The organism is Polaromonas sp. P5_D5 (assembly GCF_054049435.1).
In genome coordinates this window covers 271570-289247 of sequence record NZ_JBFUMJ010000003.1, presented here as the reverse complement: position 1 = coordinate 289247, position 17678 = coordinate 271570, and the positions used below count along the sequence as shown (strand labels likewise).

Genomic DNA, 17678 nt, shown 5'->3' with positions numbered 1-17678 from the left:
AATCACTTCTTGCTTATCCTCTTGAGATGAACCAGCGAAATCCTGGCCAGGCCATCGAGTCGCAAACCGAGCATGACCTTGAGGTACAGGCCCAGCAGAAAAACGCCGAGCCCCCGTTTGGTCTGTAGAGCTGCCTTTAGGGCGTCCCGTGAAAATACATTGGGGAAAAGTTCCTGAGCCAGCTGCGGCTCACCGCGCAACAGGGCGTTGGCGGCGCGCATGACCTGGTCGCGACGTTCGAGGCGTCCGTAGTTGACCATATCCTCGGCGGTAACCAGTTTGCACACGTCGGGTTGCGCGAGATAGTAGTCCATCACGGTAAAAAAAGCCGCACGACGCGTATCAAGGCGTACATTCGCCGACCACTGGCTGCTGCTGATGCGGTATCGCATGGTCGCTCCAGGCAGTATTCCGATGGGCCCAAGCTGCAGCATCCTGAGCCAGACGTCAAGGTCGCCGCTCGGGCCGAACAGTTCTCCGCGCCAGCTCTTGATGTTCTGCTGATAAACGCTGGTGCGCGCCATCACGCTGGGACAGATCAGAAAATTGGAATGCTTGAGAATCGCCCTGAAGACCTCGGGAAAATGATGCAACGGGCCAGTGGCCGCCAGTTCGGGGGGCTGTCGGATCGCACCGATGGGGCGGTTGTCCTCATCGATCAGCAGTGCTTGTGTAAACGCTGCTCCGGCTTGTGGGTGCACCTCGAGAAATGCGACCTGTGACGCGACCATATCTGATTCGTAGATATCGTCCGCATGGTAAATCGCGGTGTATTTCCCCGTTGCCAGTTCGATGCAACGATTGAAATTGCCTTCGCCACCGATATTGACCGCGTTGCGGTAGAGCGTGATGCGGCTGTCAGAAAATCCTTCGACAACTGCGATCGTGCTGTCGGTCGAGTGATTGTCGACCACGTGAATTTTGAGGTTCCCGTAACTCTGGTTTAGCACCGAATGCAAAGTGGCTGCGACGGTTTTTTCCGCGTTATAAGTCGGGATGCAGATGCAGACCAGTGGCAGTGTATTGTCAGCCATCGATGAGTCCCATCCTGGCGAACGCGTGCCGAAAGCGGTGGCCGAAGGTGTGCTCCGCAAGAGTCCGGGCATAACCGGCATCGGCGATGCTTTCTCTCAGTGCAGTCTCTGCGAGATAAAGCGCAACCTTTTGCTGAAGGTCATCGGGGTCCAGGTAGATGGCAATCTCTGTGCCTATACCGTAGTGCCGTTCCAGTCCCTCAACGTAGTACGAGAGCTGAAACCCGCCAGTGCCGTTAATCTCGAAATGACGGGCCTTGATCTGTTCGACGGACTTCGGCGAGCGGATGCGATTGACCAGACCGCGCGGGGACGACAGCAGGTAACGCGCGTCCCAGGAGGTCGAATTCGACATATTCAGGTTGATGCGGCTTTCATTGAACAGCTGGACCATCTCCTCGTGCGACACGATGCCGCCTGGCCAGCGGTACCCGGCAACTTTGACATTGAACCCCGCTTTGCGCAGGCGATTGATGAGCCATTCGCGATAGGGGTGCCAGGCACCTACAAACGACACGTCGTATTTTTTTTCGACAGACGCTTTCCGGTAAATGCTGTTGTTGCAGCCGAACGGGAAATAGATCACATTTTCCAGGCCCAATGCCCGGTATTTCTGCTCACCATATACGTCGGGTGTTGTGAAAAAATCGAACTGTGGCGCCCAGTAGCGCGAAAACTCGACGCGCCAGGTGTCGTCGTGGAAAAAGCACAGTGTGCGTGTGAGCTGTTTCATCGACTTGATCGTGTCTGGCTCGAACTGATCGGTATAAAGCGAGAACATCGCGAAGTCAGGCCTGGACGCCGCCGCGACCTCGATCAGCTTGCGGTTCATGGCCGACTTGCCCATTTGCTGAATCTCGGTCATGTAGTCAAACAGCACGACCTCGTGTCCGAGCGCAAGCAGGCTTTGGTAGAAGTTGTAGTACTCGTACGAATGGCCGCGTGTCGGGTCGCCATAGTCATACGACATGCAAACAAGGAGGATTTTCATGAAACTTTGTCGTGCCTTGGCAAATAGGGATAGAGCAGCCAGTAGAACATCGGCAGGAAGGCCAGCCCGGTGACAACGATCAGTACACCCGCCGCAATGATGCCCGGACTGTTCATGGCCCACCGGCCGGCCGTCGCAATCAGCATCAGGCCAGCGCCCATTGCGGTGCCTTTGAGCAACATACGCAACGGCAGCCGCATATCGAGCGCGACGATCATCAGGTAGTGCATGGCGACCAACATGCCGACGCCGGCCAGCGAGCGAGCCAGACCGACGCCATGCGCGCCCATGCCGGGCGCCAGAAACTTGATCAGCACGATGCAGATTACTGCGCCGAGCAGGTTCGGCAGCAGCAGCAGACGGGTCTTCATCTTGGCGTGGGCCGACATGCTGTAGACGCCGGCAACAACGCGTGCACCTTCTGCCAGCACGCCCCAGATCACGAACTGCGATGCCGATTGGTATGCCGGGCCCACCATGAATCGCGTCAACTCCGGCGCCAGACTGATCAACAAAAAGGTTACGAGCATCAGTGAGGGCAGGATCGCGCCAGCATATTTATTCCAGGCGGCGGACTGTTCCTCGATCGTGCTGGTGCTGACCCGTTTGTAGAACCGCGGCTGGAAGTAGGTTGTCAGCACTGATTCGAACGCGGCCATCAGCCCCGCGCTGATACCGTAGCCCGCGACAAACAGGCCGAGTGCAGCGAGACCCAGCGAGTCGGCGACGAAAAAGCGGTAGCCTTGCGTCTGCAGCCAATTAAACCCGACGGAGATTGCAACCGGCCAGGCGAAATCGAACAACAGCTTGAGGTGCGAGCGCGACAGTTTATCTGCGGGTTGCTCCGGCCTGAGTTTGTCGAAAAACAACTTGACGCCTATCACCGCGAACACCGTTTGACCGATCAGCAAGCCGAGCAGCCAGTATTCAGCTGTTGGTGCGAAGTATTCGACCAGCGCATAGGCGCTCGCCAGGCCCACGCCAATTGTTGCGAGCGTGAGGACGATAAAACGCCCGCGCAACTCCAGCAGGTTCAGCGAAGGAATCGCCGTCTGGTTGATCGTGTTGAAGAGTAGCGAGCCACAGACCAGCACCAGCAGCCACACGGTATTAAACTGGAAGCCGAAGGCGTGGATTTTGTTGAGCACGCCCAGTGTCAGCGCCGCGAACAGGCAGACACCAAGAAGATAGATCCAGTGCAGCTTGAGATAGTGTTTGGCACGGCCGAGTTCATCCCAGGCGTGAAACCTCCGATTGATGAACATACCAATCGGGTTGACGAGGAACAGCGCAAAAAAGGCTGTGGCGGCTGTAATCAGCGAGAGACGGCCCATTTCGCTAGGTGGCAAATAAGTCGTAGCCACCCGCATCACCAAAAGGAGCAGAATGAATTGGGCTGCACGCCCGAAGATGATGACTAGCACGTTCTATTTCCGGTCATGGCGCAACGACGGAAGTCGCAGAGGCATCGCTGGCAGGTCGTCCTGATTGCTTCTGAAAAACCAGGGCATGATCGACAATTTGAGAAAATTCTTCTGGAATCATCTTCTTGCCGTTCTTCCAGTATTTTCCGGAATCGGCGTTACTGTAGTAGTTCGCAATCATCTCATAGCCATGGCCGCGCATCAGTTGAGCCAGCCGTTCGACGCTGAGCAATACAACCGGGATTCGCCCGCAAAAACCTTTGACGGTCGTGACGTTTTGCATGGTGTAGGCCACAGGATGATTGTCCCTGGGGGCCGGATGGCGGGATACGATGATGAACCTGGCCTGGCTGCGACACAGCAGTGCCAGCGTTGCTTCGTAATCTAGACAATACTGGAGCGTACTTGAAACGTTAAGTACGTCTATCTTGGCGCTGTGCGTCAACAGCGATTCGAAATCAGTTGAAAAAGACACGCCATCTGCGCCGAACAACCTGGTCCCGAGTGCGCAGTTGGCGGAGCTGTCGACGACCGTGAAATCAAGCTGCCTGCCTGCTTTATTTTGCGTCTTCAGTGCTGGCCAATACATACCTACGCCGCCACCGAAATCGACTATGCGACCAGAGGCTGCATGATCACCGGCGGGCGCGATCGATGCGATCAGCGACAGGCACATCTCGTTCATGTCTTGGTGACTGACACCGCCGACGCGCGAGTGAGCCCTTTCGGAAACATAAGAAATCCAGTTCGGGTGCTCGAATGGATTGTCATTTGACGGCTGTAGTTCCGCTGCATCCCGGTAGAGGCCGTCATAAATCGGCCGTTCCAGCTTCAGCCGCTGCAGGGCCCCGCGCGCCAAGACGAAAAGAATCGGTGGCAGGATTTGTTTGATCAGATGTTTGAACATGGGTGTCTCATGACTGGCTAAGTCTGCGAAGCCGGCGGTTCCACGTTCGAATTCCAGATCTGCGGGCCGTCGTAGAGTAACGAGGAAATGTTCACGCCGGACTTGTATCCCGGGTCAATTTCACGCAGATCCGCTATGTAGCGGTAGCCCAAGCTTTCCAAGGTGAAGTTGCAGACGCCGAATTCTCTGACGGATGGCAGCAGATGAAATAGGAAAATCGGCTGACAGCCGAAAAAGAAAGCATCGAACATCGCCGCGCCCATGGTTCCAACGACAACCCCAGGCCTTATTTGCTCCATGGCCGTGTTGCTGGGGATCGCATTATCGACAAGATGAATATTGGAATGCTGAGCAGCTAGCGCAGTGTAGAAACTGCACACTTCGTTTTGAGCGGCCCAATCTCCCGGGTGAATTTTCAAATGAACCTCCGAAAAAGCTGCAGCCATTACGCGCAGGGCCTCTGCGGAGATTGCAAGCTCTTCGGTTTTCAGGCCAAAAGCGTCGAGATTGTTGGCGAAGAAGATCGCAACCTGATCGTTCTTTGGTAAAAACGCCTGTTCGGACACCAAAAAATGCCGATAACCGCGAATCTCCACGGGCCGATCGATAGGCAGGCGCATTCTCGAATAGACGGCATTGAGATATTTCTCGCGTATCCGGACATACATCCGGCCTTCGAATCCTTTTTTGGCATAGGCCGGTATACCCAATGCCTTGAAGGCGAAGTTGTAAAGGACCAGGAATAACCGGTCGGTCCACGAAAGATGTCGGTCGTGGAAGCTGCTGTTATTGAAATAAAACCCAATGCCTTCGTCGTAGAGATAAACCTGCCCACCAGCATGTCGCATCTGCGCGGCTAGCAAAGCATTGTTGATTTCATACTCCGTTGTGATGACAAGCAAGTCTCCCGGCCGGAACTGAAAGCGGTGCTTTAGCCGTATCTGGTGAAAATATGCCTTCAAGTAACTTATTGGATTCTTGAAGCTGAGGCCGGAACATAGTGGATGGACATCCACCGGCTCGAGAGCGAAGCCTAGCGACTCTGCCAACTGGTTGCGCGGTGACCGGTGTGAAATGAACGTCACGCCGGACATGGGAAGCCGATTCTCTTCCATGATCGACAACGCCAGGTTGGTGTGATGGTCATTGTCGATTGAGAAATAAACCATACGTGTGCAAAGCCGGTGAGAGTGGTGATGGGGGTTGGTGGCAGATGCCATCGCAGCGCTGAACGGCCCGTGGGACGCTGCTACCAGACCGACCTTCCTCCGTCCATCACGATATTTTGGCCATTCATATACGAAGAGGCGTCCGAACAGAGGAACTGCACGGCGGCTCGGTACTCGTCCCCAGCCGCCATGCGGCCCAACGGAATCAACGCGCTGAGCCGGGTCACGAATTCCTCACCCTGACCATTGAACACACCGCCCGGAGAAATTGCATTGGCGCGCACGCCCTGTTCTGGCCAGTAGGTTGCAAGGTAGCGCGTCAAGCCGATCAGGCCAGCCTTGATGACGGAGTAGGTGACCGGTTTGACGGGTTGCAGATGCTCAGGCAGTCCCGGTTTGCGATACAGGCGCTGGTCCGGCGAGAACACCGAAAGGTCTGACGCGATGTTCAGGATTACGCCGCCCTTGCCGTCAGCGGCCATCGCAGTGCCGAAGACCTGGCTGCAGAGGAACGCGCCGGTCAGCCCGACCGCGATTTGCAGATTCCATTGATCGATTGGAAAGTTCTCGAGACGAGAGCTCTCGACCATGCCGGCGCCGGCCGTAACCTTGGGGTCAATCGCCGCGTTGTTGAGCAAAATGTCTATCCGTTGTCCGGCAGCCGCAAGCCGCGCGGATAGCGCGGCGACCGCTTCCGGATTCGAAACATCGAGGATCGCGGTATGGATGCGGCTTTCATCCGAGGAGCGGGCCAGGAGTTCTTTGGCCGAAGCGAGTGCGCCGTCACCGATGTCGGTAAGCACCACGGCCGCGCCACTTTCGAGCAACGCTGCTGCGTGCTCCCGACCGAGCAGGCCTGCGGCACCCGTGATCAGCGCGGTTTTTCCCGTGAGATCGAACTTTTTGAATGCGGTAGTCATGGGCGTTCCTTCGAGTTGCCGCTATGCGCGGACCTGGCCACCGTCGAGTGTCCAGACTGCGCCGGTTGCAAAACCCGAGCGCGATGAGGCGAGGTACGCCGCCAGTTGACCGATGTCCTGCGGTGTACCGAGGCGCGCCAGTGCGACGTTGGCGGCCAGCATTGACTGCACGGCATTTGCATCGGCTGCCAGCTTTCTGTCCCACACTGAACCTTCGAACAGAATGTTGCCGGGTGCTATCGCATTGATGCGCACACCCTGGGCGCCGAGTGGTCGGGCGATGCCGCGCACGTAGGCGTGCAGTGCGGCTTTGGCGGCCGAATAGGTAACCGGCGCGCCCGGAATGACCTCGAGTCCGCAGATCGACGAGATGCAGATCACAGCGCCGCGCGAAGCGGCGAGCGCGGTACGCGCCGCCTCGACCGTATGGGTGACGCTCCAGAGGTTGAGCGCGAACACGCGTTGCCATTCCTCGGGAGTCTCCAGGCCCGGCGCTACCGAACGGCCGCTACCGACATTGCAAACCAGAATATCGAGCCTGCCGAGCACCCGAGTCGCTTCGTCGACAACCTGTCGTGCCTGGTCTGCGTCGGTGACATCGCCCGCGACAGCTGCTGCGGATTGCAGGGCCGCAGCAGTCAATTTCAAGGCATCGGCGTCACGTCCGTTTATCGCGACCCTGCAGCCCTCGGCTTGCAGCGCCACGGCGATGGCCCGGCCGATTCCGCGTGAGGAACCGGTGACCAGGGCTGTTTTGCCGGCGAGTTCAAGCTCCATGGCGTGCTATCCAGTTGACAGCCATGTCGCGGTAGCGGCAAAGTGCGCCAGCATGGTCGCCGTCATGCGCCCGGGCTGTTTGCAGGATGTAATTGCCTTTGTAGTCAACTTTTGCGAGTGCCGAGAAAACAGTTTCGAAATCAGCGCTGCCTGTGCCAAGTGGCACCGTGGTACCGCCGAGCACGCGATCCTTGATATGCACGTTGACGATGCGATGGCCGTAGGCCGCGATTTCGTCGGCAGGCCGCATTCCGAGCCCAGCGCTGTTGCCGATGTCGTAGTTCACCCCGAAAAGTGCGGGATCCAGCCGTTCGATAAAACGCGCGAGTTCGGACGGTCCAAAATCCGACTCAAAGACGACCTGAACGCCCAGTTCGGCCAGCAGCGGGGCGTGAGCCTGCAGCACGGAGACCAGATGGTCTTCCTGTGCGCGTGTCGCCAGGCTGCCGTTGTCGACCAATGGCAGGACCATCATGACGATGCCGACTGCGGAACAAGCCTTGGCCACGGCCCGAAAATCCTCTTGCAACTGCTCGGCTTGCGCCGTATCGGCCTTCCAGAACGGACTCTGCATGAAGCAGTCACCGGTCAGCGAACCGATGCGCACGCCATACCGCGCGCGCAGCGCCGTGATCTCCGAGCGGCCAGCCTCGGTCAGCAATGGGTTGCTGTAGAGCAGGTCCTGATCGAGCGTCCACTCCATGAGGCCAAAGCCATGAGCCGCGGCCGTGGGAAATTCAGCCTGCCAGCAGTCCCATGGAAAAGCCTGGATGCGACCGTTGACGAGCGGCGACAGCCGTCCCTGCATGAAACCGATACGCTCAGACATTTTTGATCACCATCATCATGTTGGCGGTTGCCTTGTTCTTCACGAGTCGCGCGACGTATTCTTCGTTGAGTGCTTTCATTTTTGCGGTGAGCCAGGTCGACATGTCAGGGTCCGCGCCGGCCAGGTCGATTTCGCTGAGGCCGACATTGCAGGTCGCCTGAGGTCCGTTGTTCATGATCCAGTTCAGGTGATTCAACAGGTTGTAGTCCTGAGTGAACGAGATATCGATCTGTGCGTTGTCGAAACCCGCGAGCTGAGCGGTTTTCCTGAGTGAGTCTTCGGTGAAGTAGTGCAGATGCGCTGAATGGTAGAAGAACTTCTGGTATGCCTTGACATTCCAGATCGACAATAACGGGTCGTTGAGATTGGGCACTTCAATAAACAGCGTCGCACCTTTTTGGGTCGACTGTTGCAGGTCGCGTAGAAACACAACGGGATCCTCAACGTGTTCGAGCACCTGGAATGCACAGACCACATCGTATCGCTGGTCCGCAAAGCGGGACTCGCGCAGAAATTCTGAGTCCGCCTCTATATCCAGCTCCGATGACATGAAGTCACAGCAGGCCTTGTCGAGCTCAATCGCGTTGACGAGCGCCACGCGATCCTTGACATTGACCAGGAACTGCCCCGATGAGGCGCCGACTTCCAGCAGGCGGGTTTCGGCCGACAGGTATGGCCCGATGGCCTTGAGCCGATCATGCTGGTAATTTTTGTAAACGTCGAAAATCTCGCGCGCGTTGGTCGCCGCGGCTTCGGCATTGTGCGAATATTCCTGGCGGTAATTCTCTGCGTAGTAGGCTTTGGCGTCCGGTGCCTGATTCTCCGAAAGAAAACCGTGTCGGCAGGGCTCACAATAAAAAACGATACCTGTGCCTCGTCGCAAAGTAGTCGATAGCACGCCGGCGGTTGCCTGCCTGCAGAGCGGGCAACTGGCTTGGTGAGAGTGTTGGGTGAAGATCATTGTGGGATCATTCCTGCAATATTTCGACCAGTTCCAGCAATACGCCTTCGGGCCCCCGGCAGTAGGTGACCTTGACCTTGCCGTCTGGGGAATGCTGTGGTGGTGCAAAAAAAGTGACGCCCGCACCCGCGAGTTTTTTGCAGAGGACGTCGATATCTTTCACGGTCATTGCAACATGCGTAAAGCCGGTGGAATAGGGTGTTCCGGTCCAGGCTGGCCTGTCTGGGTGCGAATGGAAATAAAGCAACTCGATCATGCCGCCTTCAGGTGCGGTAAGTTTCGACGTTGTCAGGCGCACGTTTTTCAGGCCCATCATTGCGTCGATGTGCGGCCCGGACTCGTCCATCTGCCGTGCCACGGTGAACCCCAGCAGGTCTCGCCAGAACCGCAGCGCCGCATCGAGGTCGGCGACGACCAGGCCAGTATGGCGAATCTGCGTGATCATTTGGCCGCGATCTCGGCGATAGCCTCGCCGAGCACATCCACACCTTCGAGCAGGGCTTCGTCGGTGATCGTCAGTGGAGGGCCGATCTTGATCGATTCGCGCCCGGTATGCACGACCAGCAACCCCTTCTGCATGCAGAGTTCAGCGACCTGACTCGTGAACGGGCCGTCGGCCGCGCCGGTCTTGGGGTGTTTGAACAGTACCGCCGCGATCAGACCTCGACCCAGCAGGTGTGAGATGCGATCGGGAAAACGCGCCTGCAGTTTGTGCAGTGCGGCGAACAGCAGCTCGCCCTTGCGCGCGGTTTCGGCGACAAGATTGCGATCTTCCATCTCCTCGATGACGGCGAGGCCAGCGGCGCAGACCAGGGGGTTGGCTGAGTGCGTGCTGCTCATGTTGCCGACATCGGGCAGGTCCATGATCGCGGCGCGGCCGATCACGCCGGACAGCGGTACGCCTCCGCCCATGCCCTTACCGCAGCAGATCAGGTCGGGCGTCACGCCGTAGTGCTGGAAGCCGAAGGCCTTGCCGGTGCGGCCAAAGCCGGCCTGCATTTCGTCAAAGGTCAGCAGGATGCCGTGCTTGCGGCAGACGCGCTCGATGGCTTGCACATATTCTGGCGGGTAGAACACTGCGCCCCATCCCTGGAAGGTTTCGAGCATGAAGCCGCAAACGTCTTGCGCAATGTCGATACCGGCCTTCTCGAGCCTGGCCAGGCTTTCTTCCAGAAACGCTTCCGGCGTGCGCCCGGCCAGGGCCCATGGATAGGGGAACGGGATGTGGTGAATGTCGGCATCCTGGTAGCCTATCCATTCGCGCTGGGCCAGATTACTGCTGAGCATTTGCGCGCCCATCGTGCGGCCGTGCCAGTTGCCTTCGATGCAGATCACGCCGCGGCGTCGTTTGCCTTCCTTCTGGCCGTTCATGCGCATGAGCTTGAGCGCGCCTTCGGTCGCTTCGGTACCGGCCGAAAGCAGGAAAGCCTTTTCGAACGGCGCACCGGCGAACGCGACCAGTTTTTCAAGATAGCGCGCGCGGTTCTCGTTCGCATAGGCATAGCAGCCGTAGAGCGGGCGGTCCAGTGTTTCCTTCATGGCGGCGGTCACACGTGGATTTGAATGTCCGACATTTGCGACAAAAATGGTCGAGGTGAAGTCGATCCAGCGGTTGCCGGCGGCGTCGTAGATGCTGTAGTCCTCGGCCCGATCCCAGACCAGCGGCAACTGGCCGTGCATGGAACGCGATTCGCAGGCCTCAAGCCGTTCGAGCACTTCGCGCGTGCCCGGCGTCGGGATCGCGGTCTGGATCAGGCGGTTGGCGGTCGAGACCGGTGGAACGGATTGGGGCAGGCGGGAAAAGGAATGTGCGGCCATGATTGTCTTCAGTTGAAAAGTTTTTGTGACACACCCGGCATCCGGGTGATCTGGAATTCCAGGTGTTCGAAATCGTCAAGCGTGTCGACCTCGACCACCGATGGTGTGACAAAGGGCAGCACATGGTTGCCGTGCATCAGACCCGACTTCCGGATGAACGCGCTCGACAGCACATCAACATAGCCATTGGCCTGGTAGGTGTTCGGAAATTGCTGGCGCGCGTTGTTCGCCGCGTCAAGCTCGGTATTGTCCGCACCAAGGCGCTTGAGTTGACCCCCCTCCGCCATCTCGAAGGTCTTGTAGGCCGACTCGGACATCTCGTGTACCGATCGCAGCGCGGTTGCTTGCGGCGCTGCGATGAAAGCTTTCACTGCGTCATCGATTAACTGCGGGTCGCGCAGTGGCGTGGTTGGCCTGATATGCACGATGTATTCGGGCTCGCCGCTTTCGGCGGCCAGCCAGTCGAGCGCGTGGACAATGAAGTCATAGTCGGTCGAACGATCGCCCGAGATCGCTTCCGGGCGCAGGAACGGCGCTTCGGCGCCGAGTTCCCGCGACAATGCCGCGTATTCGACCGAATCGGTCGAAACGATGACGCGGTCGATGGTCGCCGACCGCAGGCAGGCGGCGATCGACCAGGCCAGCAGCGCGTGGCCGCCAAGGGGTTTGATATTTTTGTGGGGGACTCCCTTGGAGCCCGCTCGCGCCGGAATCAGCGCCACGATTTTTGTCATTTCTTTTCGGCTCCCTTTGGAAAATACCAGGCCTCGACCAGACCGCACAGAATATGCCCGACCAGAATGTGGCACTCCTGGATGCGCGCGGTTTCATTCGATGGAATGCGCAGGCATTCGCAAGCTTCATTGAGCTTGCCACCGCCCGCACCAGTCCAGGCGAATGTACTCACGCCGCGCTCGCGGGCGGCCTGGACGGCCATCAGGATATTGGCACTGTTGCCGCTGGTCGAGATCGCAATGAAGACATCTTCCGGTTTCGCCAGTGCCTCAAGCTCGCGCGCGAACACGAACTCATAGCCATAGTCGTTGCCGATCGCGCTGATCGCCGAATTATTGGCCGCAAGTACCACCGATGCGAGCGGCGCGCGGTCGAACAGGAAACGCGAAGTGAACTCCGCTGACAGATGCTGTGCATCGGCAAAGCTGCCGCCGTTGCCTGCAAAAATGATCTTGCCGCCGGCCTTCAGCGAGGCCAGGCAAGCCTGCGCGAGTTTCTCGATCTGCTGCAGCAACGCGCCGTCAGCCAGCAGCGCTTGCTTGACCGCGATGGACGCTTCGACCTGTGTTTTGATCTGCTCTAGGCTCACAGGGTACCTTCCAGCTTTTCGAGCGCGATCCAGAAACCCTCGCCGCCGTTCTTGTGGCCCTGCCAGATCTCGGGGATGAACGAAGCGGTCGGGCAGCCTTTTTCCAGGATTCTGCCGAGTCGCGTGAAGTCGATGTCGCCTTCGCCGATCTGCAGGCCCTCGCCGTTGAGGCCCTGGGCGTCGCCGAGATGCAGGTGCGCCGAGATCGGCGCGATCTTTTCGGCGAAGTCATAGAAGTCGATGCCGAAATGGTTGCAGGTCAGGCGCGTGTGCGAGATGTCGAAACACATGCGCAGGTTCAGGCGTTGGCACCAGTCGACGATTTCCTCGATGCGGACGAAGATGTTCTGGAAGCGCTGACCGCCGAAATGCCAGGGGAACGGCGCCATGGTCTGCGGGATCAGTTCGACGCCTTCCATGTCGAGTTCGCCGAGGCTTTTTGCGAAGCGTTCGTAATAGGCCGTGATGACGTCGGGCGGCAGCGGCGCGTCCATCGTGAAGCCGCCGATATTCGCGACGATCGGCGGTCGGATGGTCTTCGGAAAGAAGCGTTTGAGGCCGCGCGTGATATTGATGACGCGCTGGGTTTCAGCGATCGACTGGCGGCGGTAGTCTTCGTCGGGCGAGGCCAGATCCATGAGCCGGCTGTTGGCGAACAGCTCGGGCGCATGGACCACAAAATCACAGGGATAAGTGCCACTCAGGAAATCGTCCAGCTTGAGCTCCATGTCCGAATACGACAGGTGAAATTCGAACAGATCGGGTTTGATGCGCGAGTTGTATTCACCGAAGTCGTGGTAACGGACAGGCACCCCCCAAGGGCGCTTGAAGCGGTAGGGCCGCGGCTCGATCCGTTCGTCCTTGAGGTCCGACGGATAGAAGAAGTCCTCTGCCGCCATGTCGTGCTGCAAGATGCGGCCCAGCAGTTTTTCGTAGTGCTGCGGCGACAGGCCCTGACCAGGGCTGCGCACCTGCACATCCTCAGGCCGGACGATCGAGCCCTTCTTGAGGGCTTTCGCGGCGACCAGGCTTTTTCCGAGGTTCTCGCGGTTGATCATCTCGCCTTGTGAGATGCGGCGCTCACGGCCGTCACCGAGCGCCTGCTCGATCTCGCGGATACCCTCGATCAGGCGCTTGAATTCCGCATGCTCGAGGCTGGCCGCGTGGTCGGGGCCTTCCATGCCGCGGTCCAGCGTGAAGTGGCGTTCGATCACGCAGGCACCGAGGCCGGTCGCGGCCAGGGTGACGGCGATACCTCGCTCATGGCCTGAATAACCAACCAGTGGATGGATCAGTTTGAGTTTTTCCATCCAGCGCAGGTGGATGTCGTGCAGCGGCGCCGGGTAGGTGCTGTTGCAGTGCAGCAGCACGAACGAAGCGTTGCGCTTGTTAAGGAAGTCGACGGTGACCTGGACTTCCTCGCGCAGGCTCATGCCGGTAGACAGGATCAGCGGTTTGCCGGTTGCGCAGAGCTTCTCGAGCAGCGGCAGGTTGGTCAGATCGGCCGAGGCTACCTTGTAGGCCGGCACGTGCAACTGCTCGAGCACGTCGACGCTGTGTTGATCCCACGGCGTGCAGAGGTAGAGAATGCCCTTGCTCCCGCAATAGGCTGCGAGTTCGCGGTGCTGTTCAATTGAGAGTTCGAAGCGGCGCAGCAGATCGAGCACGTATTCGGTGCCGAGGTCCTCGCCGTCCTTGCGCAGGGTGCGCTGGCGGTAGACCTCGTCGAGTTTACGCAGCTGGAACTTGGCGCAATCCGCGCCCATCTCGACGGCCAGGTCGACCATCTGCCTGGCGCGCTCAAAGCTGCCGTTGTGGTTGTTCCCGATCTCGGCGATCACAAATGCCCTGCCGGCTCCGACCTCAAAATTGGCGATGCTGATGCTCATGTTTTTTCCGGGTGGGGTTGATTCTTGCCTTCGCGCGCGGACCAGGCGCGCAGCCCTTCCTGCTCGAAGCGGAATGGGCGCACATTCAGGCCCAGGCTTTCGAGTTTTCCAATGAGCTCGTGTTTACGGAACGGTGTGACATAAAAAAGAAAGAACCCGCCGCCGCCGGCGCCAAGCAGCTTGCCGCCAAGCGCCCCGTGCGCGCGCGCATCCTCATAGATATGGTCGAGCCGGTCGTTCGATATCTTGCTGCTGAACTGGCGTTTGAGCAGCCACGACTCATGCAACGCCTGGCCGAACTGCAGCAGCCTGCCGCGCAACAGATGGTTGCGAATGCGGTAGGTGAGCTCGACATTGGTCTGCACTTTCTGCCTGATGTCATCCTGCTGCATCTGTTGGCGCTGGTCCTGGTGGATGTCGCCGGAGTCGTGTGGTGAGCCGGTATCGCAAAGTACCAGGCTTTCCTCGAGTTCGAGCTGAACATCGGCCGGTATCCGCAGCGGATGAACGATGTTCTGGTCCATCCGGAATTCCATGAAATTGAAGCCGCCAAACACCGTCGCGTACTGGTCCTGCCAGCCCCCCGCAATACCCAGATAGAGCCGCTCGGCCTGAAATGCAAGTTCCGCGATTTCGTGCGAGTCCCAGCGGTCCTGGCGGAACTGATTGAAGCAGCCAAGCACGGCTGCCGCGAGTACGGCCGAGCCACCTAGCCCGGAATTCATCGGGAAATCGGAATGCAGGTAGAGCTCAAAACCAAAGTCTGGGTGTACTGCCTTGATCAATGCCAGGATCAGCCCGAAACGGCCCTTTTGTGACAGCGCGTGCTGCAGGTCGTTGGCATGCAGCGATTCACCGAGGTCGCGTGAATGGATCTCGATGCGCGTGTCGTCGCGCTTGCGCAAAGTGGCGTGGCTGTAGAGCGAGATCGTTGTGTTGATCACGGCTCCGCCTTCACCGGCGAAGAAATGCGTGAGGTCTGAACCGCCACCGCCAAAGCTGATCCGCACCGGCGAGCGCGCCCGCGCATAGACAGGCTCTTCGATCTGGCGCGGCATGTGGTCGCGGCTTACGATTCCGGCCAGGCGCCGGTTTTCGTCGAGCAGCGGTATGACTTTGATATGGTGGTCGAGCTGTTTGAGCAGCAGTTCGCGCGAACTTGCCTTGTCGGCCCAGACGAAGTCAGGGTTGGCGCAGGACTTGATGGCGTCCTCGAGTTGCGCGCCTTCAAGCAGCTTGCGACGCACGTCCCCGTCGGTCGCCAATCCGGTCGCCATGCCTTCGGCATTGGTCGTCAGCACGATGCCATGGTGGTTGGCTTCGAGTTGCGTCAATGCATCGCGCAACGACGCATTTTCTGAAATCAAGAATAATTCGAAGCTCACAGGGTTCCCGCCTTGTTTGACGCTATCCATCGGCAAAACCGGAAATAGTCTTCCGGCACGCCGATATCGATAAAGTCGGTATTCAGTGAAACAGCTGTCAGCCGGTTGTCGGCCGCCAAATCCGGGAAGACATCCCGCTCCAGGGAAAAGGGCTTGCCATCCCAATGCCTAAACAGGTCCGCATCGAGATGGTACAGACCCGCATTAATCAGGCCCTTACCGCGGCTGCTTTGCTTTTCCTCAAAAAGGGCTATTTTATTGGCCGACGTCCGTACGCTGCCATAGCGTTCCGTATTTTCTACGCAAATTACGGCCATCGAAGGCGATTCGGCCGCAAATACCGCACTGATACCGCTGCCGAGCCAGGTATCGGCGTTGCTGACGAGGAAGGAACCCGCGAGGGCATGTTGCCGTACTGCGTAGGCCACGGCACCACCCGTTCCCAGCGGTTCGGGTTCCACCAGGAAGTCGACTTCGCAGCCATGGAGCCGACCGGTATGCGCAAGCCCGCCAACGAATTCTTCGATCAGTTCGGATTGGTGATGCAGCAGAAATGTCATCGAACGTACCCCTTGGGCGATCCAGCTGTCGACCAGGTAGCCGAGATAGGGCTCGCCTGCGACCGGTGCCAGCGGTTTGGGGACGTCCGAGACGGCACTGCGCAGGCGCGTGCCGAAGCCACCTGCGAGCACCAGCAGGCGAGGTTCAGCCATGATGTTCACTGCTCCAGGCCAACAGCATGTCAACGGCCTCGCCGAAGTTGTCGCATACCTCGAAATGTGCCTCAAGCGAACGAGCCGCGAGCTCCTGGTGCAGGTTGTGCACGCCGGTGTTTACGCCAATGCCGCGGCAGCTGAGGTTGGCGGCCGTCATGAGATCGCTCAGGTTGTCGCCGATATAGCAGATATCGGTGGCCTGTTTCGAATATCTCGAGAGCAGTTCGAGGCCGAACCTGGGTGATGGCTTGCGATACAGTGCGGGCACCTCGGGCACTTCCGGGCAGATGCAAATCTCTTCGAACGGCGCCGGACCGAGGTCGAGCTGACGCAGCATTTCGTTGTTGCAGCGAACTGCCATCTCAAACGGGAAATAGCCGCGACCGACCCCCGACTGATTGGTGTGCAAAAACAATAGGTGACCGGCGGCCCGTAGCCGCGTCAAGCCCTCGCGCACGCCCGGCAACAAGACCACCTGCGCCGGATCGCAGAGATAAGGCACATGCCTTATCAGGGTGCCGTCCCTGTCGAAAACGATCAGTTGCGAGGTCATCTTTTCAGGCCGCCTTGCTGCCTGTCTCGGGCGTCGCTGTGTAACCGGCCATCTCGCTGTAGATAGCGCCGTGTTCAAGCTGCTCGGCGATCGTGCAGAACAGCGTGTCGTCGCCTTCAATGAAAGCGCGGGTCTCAGCATGCAATCCCGGCTTGAACTCTTTGTCGATCACATCATCGATGACGACGGGTTCGACTTTGACTGATGCCAGGTGGGTGACCTGTAACTGTTCCATTGGTTTGAAGATAAGCCTGCGCTTGCGGGTCAGCACTTCTACTGCCCAGCGGCCAGGAGCTTCCCAGTCAGCGTGATAGCTAAATAGCACACCGCGTTCGGTTACGCCGGCGCCGCAAAACCGCGCGGCAGCCGAATGCCAGTCAAGCGCGCCAGCACGCCAGCTTTTCCAGTCCTTCGGGAAGCCGCAGAGATGGAACGCAAGGTCGGGCACGTGCGACGAGTTGGCGATGACCCAGGACTGCTTGACTGAATCGGGTAGGGGCATCGGTACGATCGTGTGAGCCCATTCGGTAAATTCGAAGCTGCAACTGAGTGCGCCGCCGTCTTCCTCAATCATTTTCCGTGCCTGCCGGGTCGCGGCGTAGAAGCGCCGGCTGTAAGCGATCAGCACATTGGCCTGGTGCTGCTCGGCTGCCGCCGCGACCGCGCCGAGTTCAGCCAGATTCAGGCCACCGGGCTTTTCAAGCAGGATGCGCCGGGTGCCGGCCTCCAGTAATTGGAGCGCAACCGGCGCAAGCTCCTCGAAACTCGCTGCCACGATCGCCCGTGCAGGCGCTCCTGACTCAGCGAGCGCTTGTACCAAGCCGCCACGTCGTACAGAGTGGCCGGTGGCGGCCTCAAAGGCCTGCGCGGACGATTCGCCACGCCCGATCACCTCGAAGTCCAGGCCCAGATGCTGCAGGACCTTGGCGTATTCGCGGGCATGCGGCCCCGCGCCGATCAACCAGATGTTCATGTCTATGT

General features: G+C 58.9%; 18 protein-coding genes. All 18 read right to left on the bottom strand.

Annotated elements, in window-relative coordinates; all coding sequences use genetic code 11:
- Positions 1 to 2 precede the first annotated feature (2 nt).
- The 18 genes from ACXJKE_RS14140 to ACXJKE_RS14055 are packed head-to-tail and all read right to left on the bottom strand — an operon-like array spanning position 3 to position 17670.
- Positions 3 to 1034: a glycosyltransferase family 2 protein gene (locus tag ACXJKE_RS14140; protein WP_457281234.1), complete on the bottom strand. Its 1032-nt coding sequence runs from the start codon at positions 1032 to 1034 to the stop codon at positions 3 to 5.
- Positions 1027 to 2025 carry a CgeB family protein gene (locus tag ACXJKE_RS14135; protein ID WP_457281233.1) on the bottom strand — a complete coding sequence of 333 codons (999 nt, stop codon included), beginning with the start codon at positions 2023 to 2025 and terminating at the stop codon, positions 1027 to 1029. The genes ACXJKE_RS14140 and ACXJKE_RS14135 overlap by 8 nt, the downstream gene beginning before the upstream one ends.
- Positions 2022 to 3449, bottom strand: a complete 1428-nt coding sequence (locus ACXJKE_RS14130) for a lipopolysaccharide biosynthesis protein (protein ID WP_457281232.1) — start codon at positions 3447 to 3449, stop codon at positions 2022 to 2024. The genes ACXJKE_RS14135 and ACXJKE_RS14130 overlap by 4 nt, the downstream gene beginning before the upstream one ends.
- A gap of 13 nt (positions 3450 to 3462) precedes the next feature.
- Positions 3463 to 4356, bottom strand: coding sequence for a methyltransferase, TIGR04325 family (locus ACXJKE_RS14125; protein ID WP_457281231.1), 894 nt, complete (start codon positions 4354 to 4356; stop codon positions 3463 to 3465).
- Between the two features lie 17 nt (positions 4357 to 4373).
- Positions 4374 to 5612, bottom strand: coding sequence for a polysialyltransferase family glycosyltransferase (locus tag ACXJKE_RS14120; protein ID WP_457281648.1), 1239 nt, complete (start codon positions 5610 to 5612; stop codon positions 4374 to 4376).
- Positions 5606 to 6445 carry an SDR family oxidoreductase gene (locus ACXJKE_RS14115; RefSeq protein WP_457281230.1) on the bottom strand — a complete coding sequence of 280 codons (840 nt, stop codon included), beginning with the start codon at positions 6443 to 6445 and terminating at the stop codon, positions 5606 to 5608. The genes ACXJKE_RS14120 and ACXJKE_RS14115 overlap by 7 nt, the downstream gene beginning before the upstream one ends.
- 21 nt (positions 6446 to 6466) lie before the next feature.
- The gene (locus tag ACXJKE_RS14110) at positions 6467 to 7222 is read right to left on the bottom strand and encodes an SDR family NAD(P)-dependent oxidoreductase (protein ID WP_457281229.1); all 756 of its coding nucleotides are present in this window, start codon (positions 7220 to 7222) and stop codon (positions 6467 to 6469) included.
- Entirely contained in the window at positions 7212 to 8051 is an 840-nt protein-coding gene (locus ACXJKE_RS14105) for a sugar phosphate isomerase/epimerase family protein (protein ID WP_457281228.1), read from the bottom strand. The genes ACXJKE_RS14110 and ACXJKE_RS14105 overlap by 11 nt, the downstream gene beginning before the upstream one ends.
- Complete coding sequence (locus ACXJKE_RS14100) at positions 8044 to 9012, bottom strand: class I SAM-dependent methyltransferase (protein ID WP_457281227.1); 969 nt, start codon at positions 9010 to 9012, stop codon at positions 8044 to 8046. Before ACXJKE_RS14100 ends, ACXJKE_RS14105 begins: the two co-directional genes overlap by 8 nt.
- 7 nt (positions 9013 to 9019) lie before the next feature.
- Positions 9020 to 9457: a VOC family protein gene (locus ACXJKE_RS14095; RefSeq protein ID WP_457281226.1), complete on the bottom strand. Its 438-nt coding sequence runs from the start codon at positions 9455 to 9457 to the stop codon at positions 9020 to 9022.
- The gene (locus tag ACXJKE_RS14090) at positions 9454 to 10830 is read right to left on the bottom strand and encodes an aspartate aminotransferase family protein (protein ID WP_457281225.1); all 1377 of its coding nucleotides are present in this window, start codon (positions 10828 to 10830) and stop codon (positions 9454 to 9456) included. The genes ACXJKE_RS14095 and ACXJKE_RS14090 overlap by 4 nt, the downstream gene beginning before the upstream one ends.
- 8 nt (positions 10831 to 10838) lie before the next feature.
- Positions 10839 to 11564 (bottom strand): acylneuraminate cytidylyltransferase family protein, encoded by a 726-nt coding sequence (locus tag ACXJKE_RS14085; RefSeq protein ID WP_457281224.1) that lies wholly within the window; start codon positions 11562 to 11564, stop codon positions 10839 to 10841.
- Positions 11561 to 12154, bottom strand: a complete 594-nt coding sequence (locus ACXJKE_RS14080) for a D-sedoheptulose-7-phosphate isomerase (RefSeq protein WP_457281223.1) — start codon at positions 12152 to 12154, stop codon at positions 11561 to 11563. The genes ACXJKE_RS14085 and ACXJKE_RS14080 overlap by 4 nt, the downstream gene beginning before the upstream one ends.
- Positions 12151 to 14043, bottom strand: coding sequence for an N-acetylneuraminate synthase family protein (locus tag ACXJKE_RS14075; RefSeq protein ID WP_457281222.1), 1893 nt, complete (start codon positions 14041 to 14043; stop codon positions 12151 to 12153). The genes ACXJKE_RS14080 and ACXJKE_RS14075 overlap by 4 nt, the downstream gene beginning before the upstream one ends.
- The gene (locus ACXJKE_RS14070; protein ID WP_457281221.1) at positions 14040 to 15428 is read right to left on the bottom strand and encodes a GHMP family kinase ATP-binding protein; all 1389 of its coding nucleotides are present in this window, start codon (positions 15426 to 15428) and stop codon (positions 14040 to 14042) included. Before ACXJKE_RS14070 ends, ACXJKE_RS14075 begins: the two co-directional genes overlap by 4 nt.
- Positions 15425 to 16141 (bottom strand): sugar phosphate nucleotidyltransferase, encoded by a 717-nt coding sequence (locus tag ACXJKE_RS14065; RefSeq protein ID WP_457281220.1) that lies wholly within the window; start codon positions 16139 to 16141, stop codon positions 15425 to 15427. The genes ACXJKE_RS14070 and ACXJKE_RS14065 overlap by 4 nt, the downstream gene beginning before the upstream one ends.
- Entirely contained in the window at positions 16134 to 16697 is a 564-nt protein-coding gene (locus ACXJKE_RS14060; protein ID WP_457281219.1) for a D-glycero-alpha-D-manno-heptose-1,7-bisphosphate 7-phosphatase, read from the bottom strand. The genes ACXJKE_RS14065 and ACXJKE_RS14060 overlap by 8 nt, the downstream gene beginning before the upstream one ends.
- Before the next feature lie 4 nt (positions 16698 to 16701).
- A complete protein-coding gene (locus ACXJKE_RS14055; protein ID WP_457281218.1) occupies positions 16702 to 17670 on the bottom strand; it encodes a Gfo/Idh/MocA family oxidoreductase in 969 nt (322 codons plus the stop codon).
- Positions 17671 to 17678: the final 8 nt, after the last annotated feature.

Bases quoted from the DNA above. Each gene is read 5' to 3' on its own strand.
- ACXJKE_RS14140 (WP_457281234.1), bottom strand. From the start codon at position 1,034: ATGGCTGACAATACACTGCCACTGGTCTGCATCTGCATCCCGACTTAT.
- ACXJKE_RS14135 (WP_457281233.1), bottom strand. From the start codon at position 2,025: ATGAAAATCCTCCTTGTTTGCATGTCGTATGACTATGGCGACCCGACA.
- ACXJKE_RS14125 (WP_457281231.1), bottom strand. From the start codon at position 4,356: ATGTTCAAACATCTGATCAAACAAATCCTGCCACCGATTCTTTTCGTC.
- ACXJKE_RS14115 (WP_457281230.1), bottom strand. From the start codon at position 6,445: ATGACTACCGCATTCAAAAAGTTCGATCTCACGGGAAAAACCGCGCTG.
- ACXJKE_RS14110 (WP_457281229.1), bottom strand. From the start codon at position 7,222: ATGGAGCTTGAACTCGCCGGCAAAACAGCCCTGGTCACCGGTTCCTCA.
- ACXJKE_RS14105 (WP_457281228.1), bottom strand. From the start codon at position 8,051: ATGTCTGAGCGTATCGGTTTCATGCAGGGACGGCTGTCGCCGCTCGTC.
- ACXJKE_RS14100 (WP_457281227.1), bottom strand. From the start codon at position 9,012: ATGATCTTCACCCAACACTCTCACCAAGCCAGTTGCCCGCTCTGCAGG.
- ACXJKE_RS14095 (WP_457281226.1), bottom strand. From the start codon at position 9,457: ATGATCACGCAGATTCGCCATACTGGCCTGGTCGTCGCCGACCTCGAT.
- ACXJKE_RS14090 (WP_457281225.1), bottom strand. From the start codon at position 10,830: ATGGCCGCACATTCCTTTTCCCGCCTGCCCCAATCCGTTCCACCGGTC.
- ACXJKE_RS14085 (WP_457281224.1), bottom strand. From the start codon at position 11,564: ATGACAAAAATCGTGGCGCTGATTCCGGCGCGAGCGGGCTCCAAGGGA.
- ACXJKE_RS14075 (WP_457281222.1), bottom strand. From the start codon at position 14,043: ATGAGCATCAGCATCGCCAATTTTGAGGTCGGAGCCGGCAGGGCATTT.
- ACXJKE_RS14065 (WP_457281220.1), bottom strand. From the start codon at position 16,141: ATGGCTGAACCTCGCCTGCTGGTGCTCGCAGGTGGCTTCGGCACGCGC.
- ACXJKE_RS14060 (WP_457281219.1), bottom strand. From the start codon at position 16,697: ATGACCTCGCAACTGATCGTTTTCGACAGGGACGGCACCCTGATAAGG.
- ACXJKE_RS14055 (WP_457281218.1), bottom strand. From the start codon at position 17,670: ATGAACATCTGGTTGATCGGCGCGGGGCCGCATGCCCGCGAATACGCC.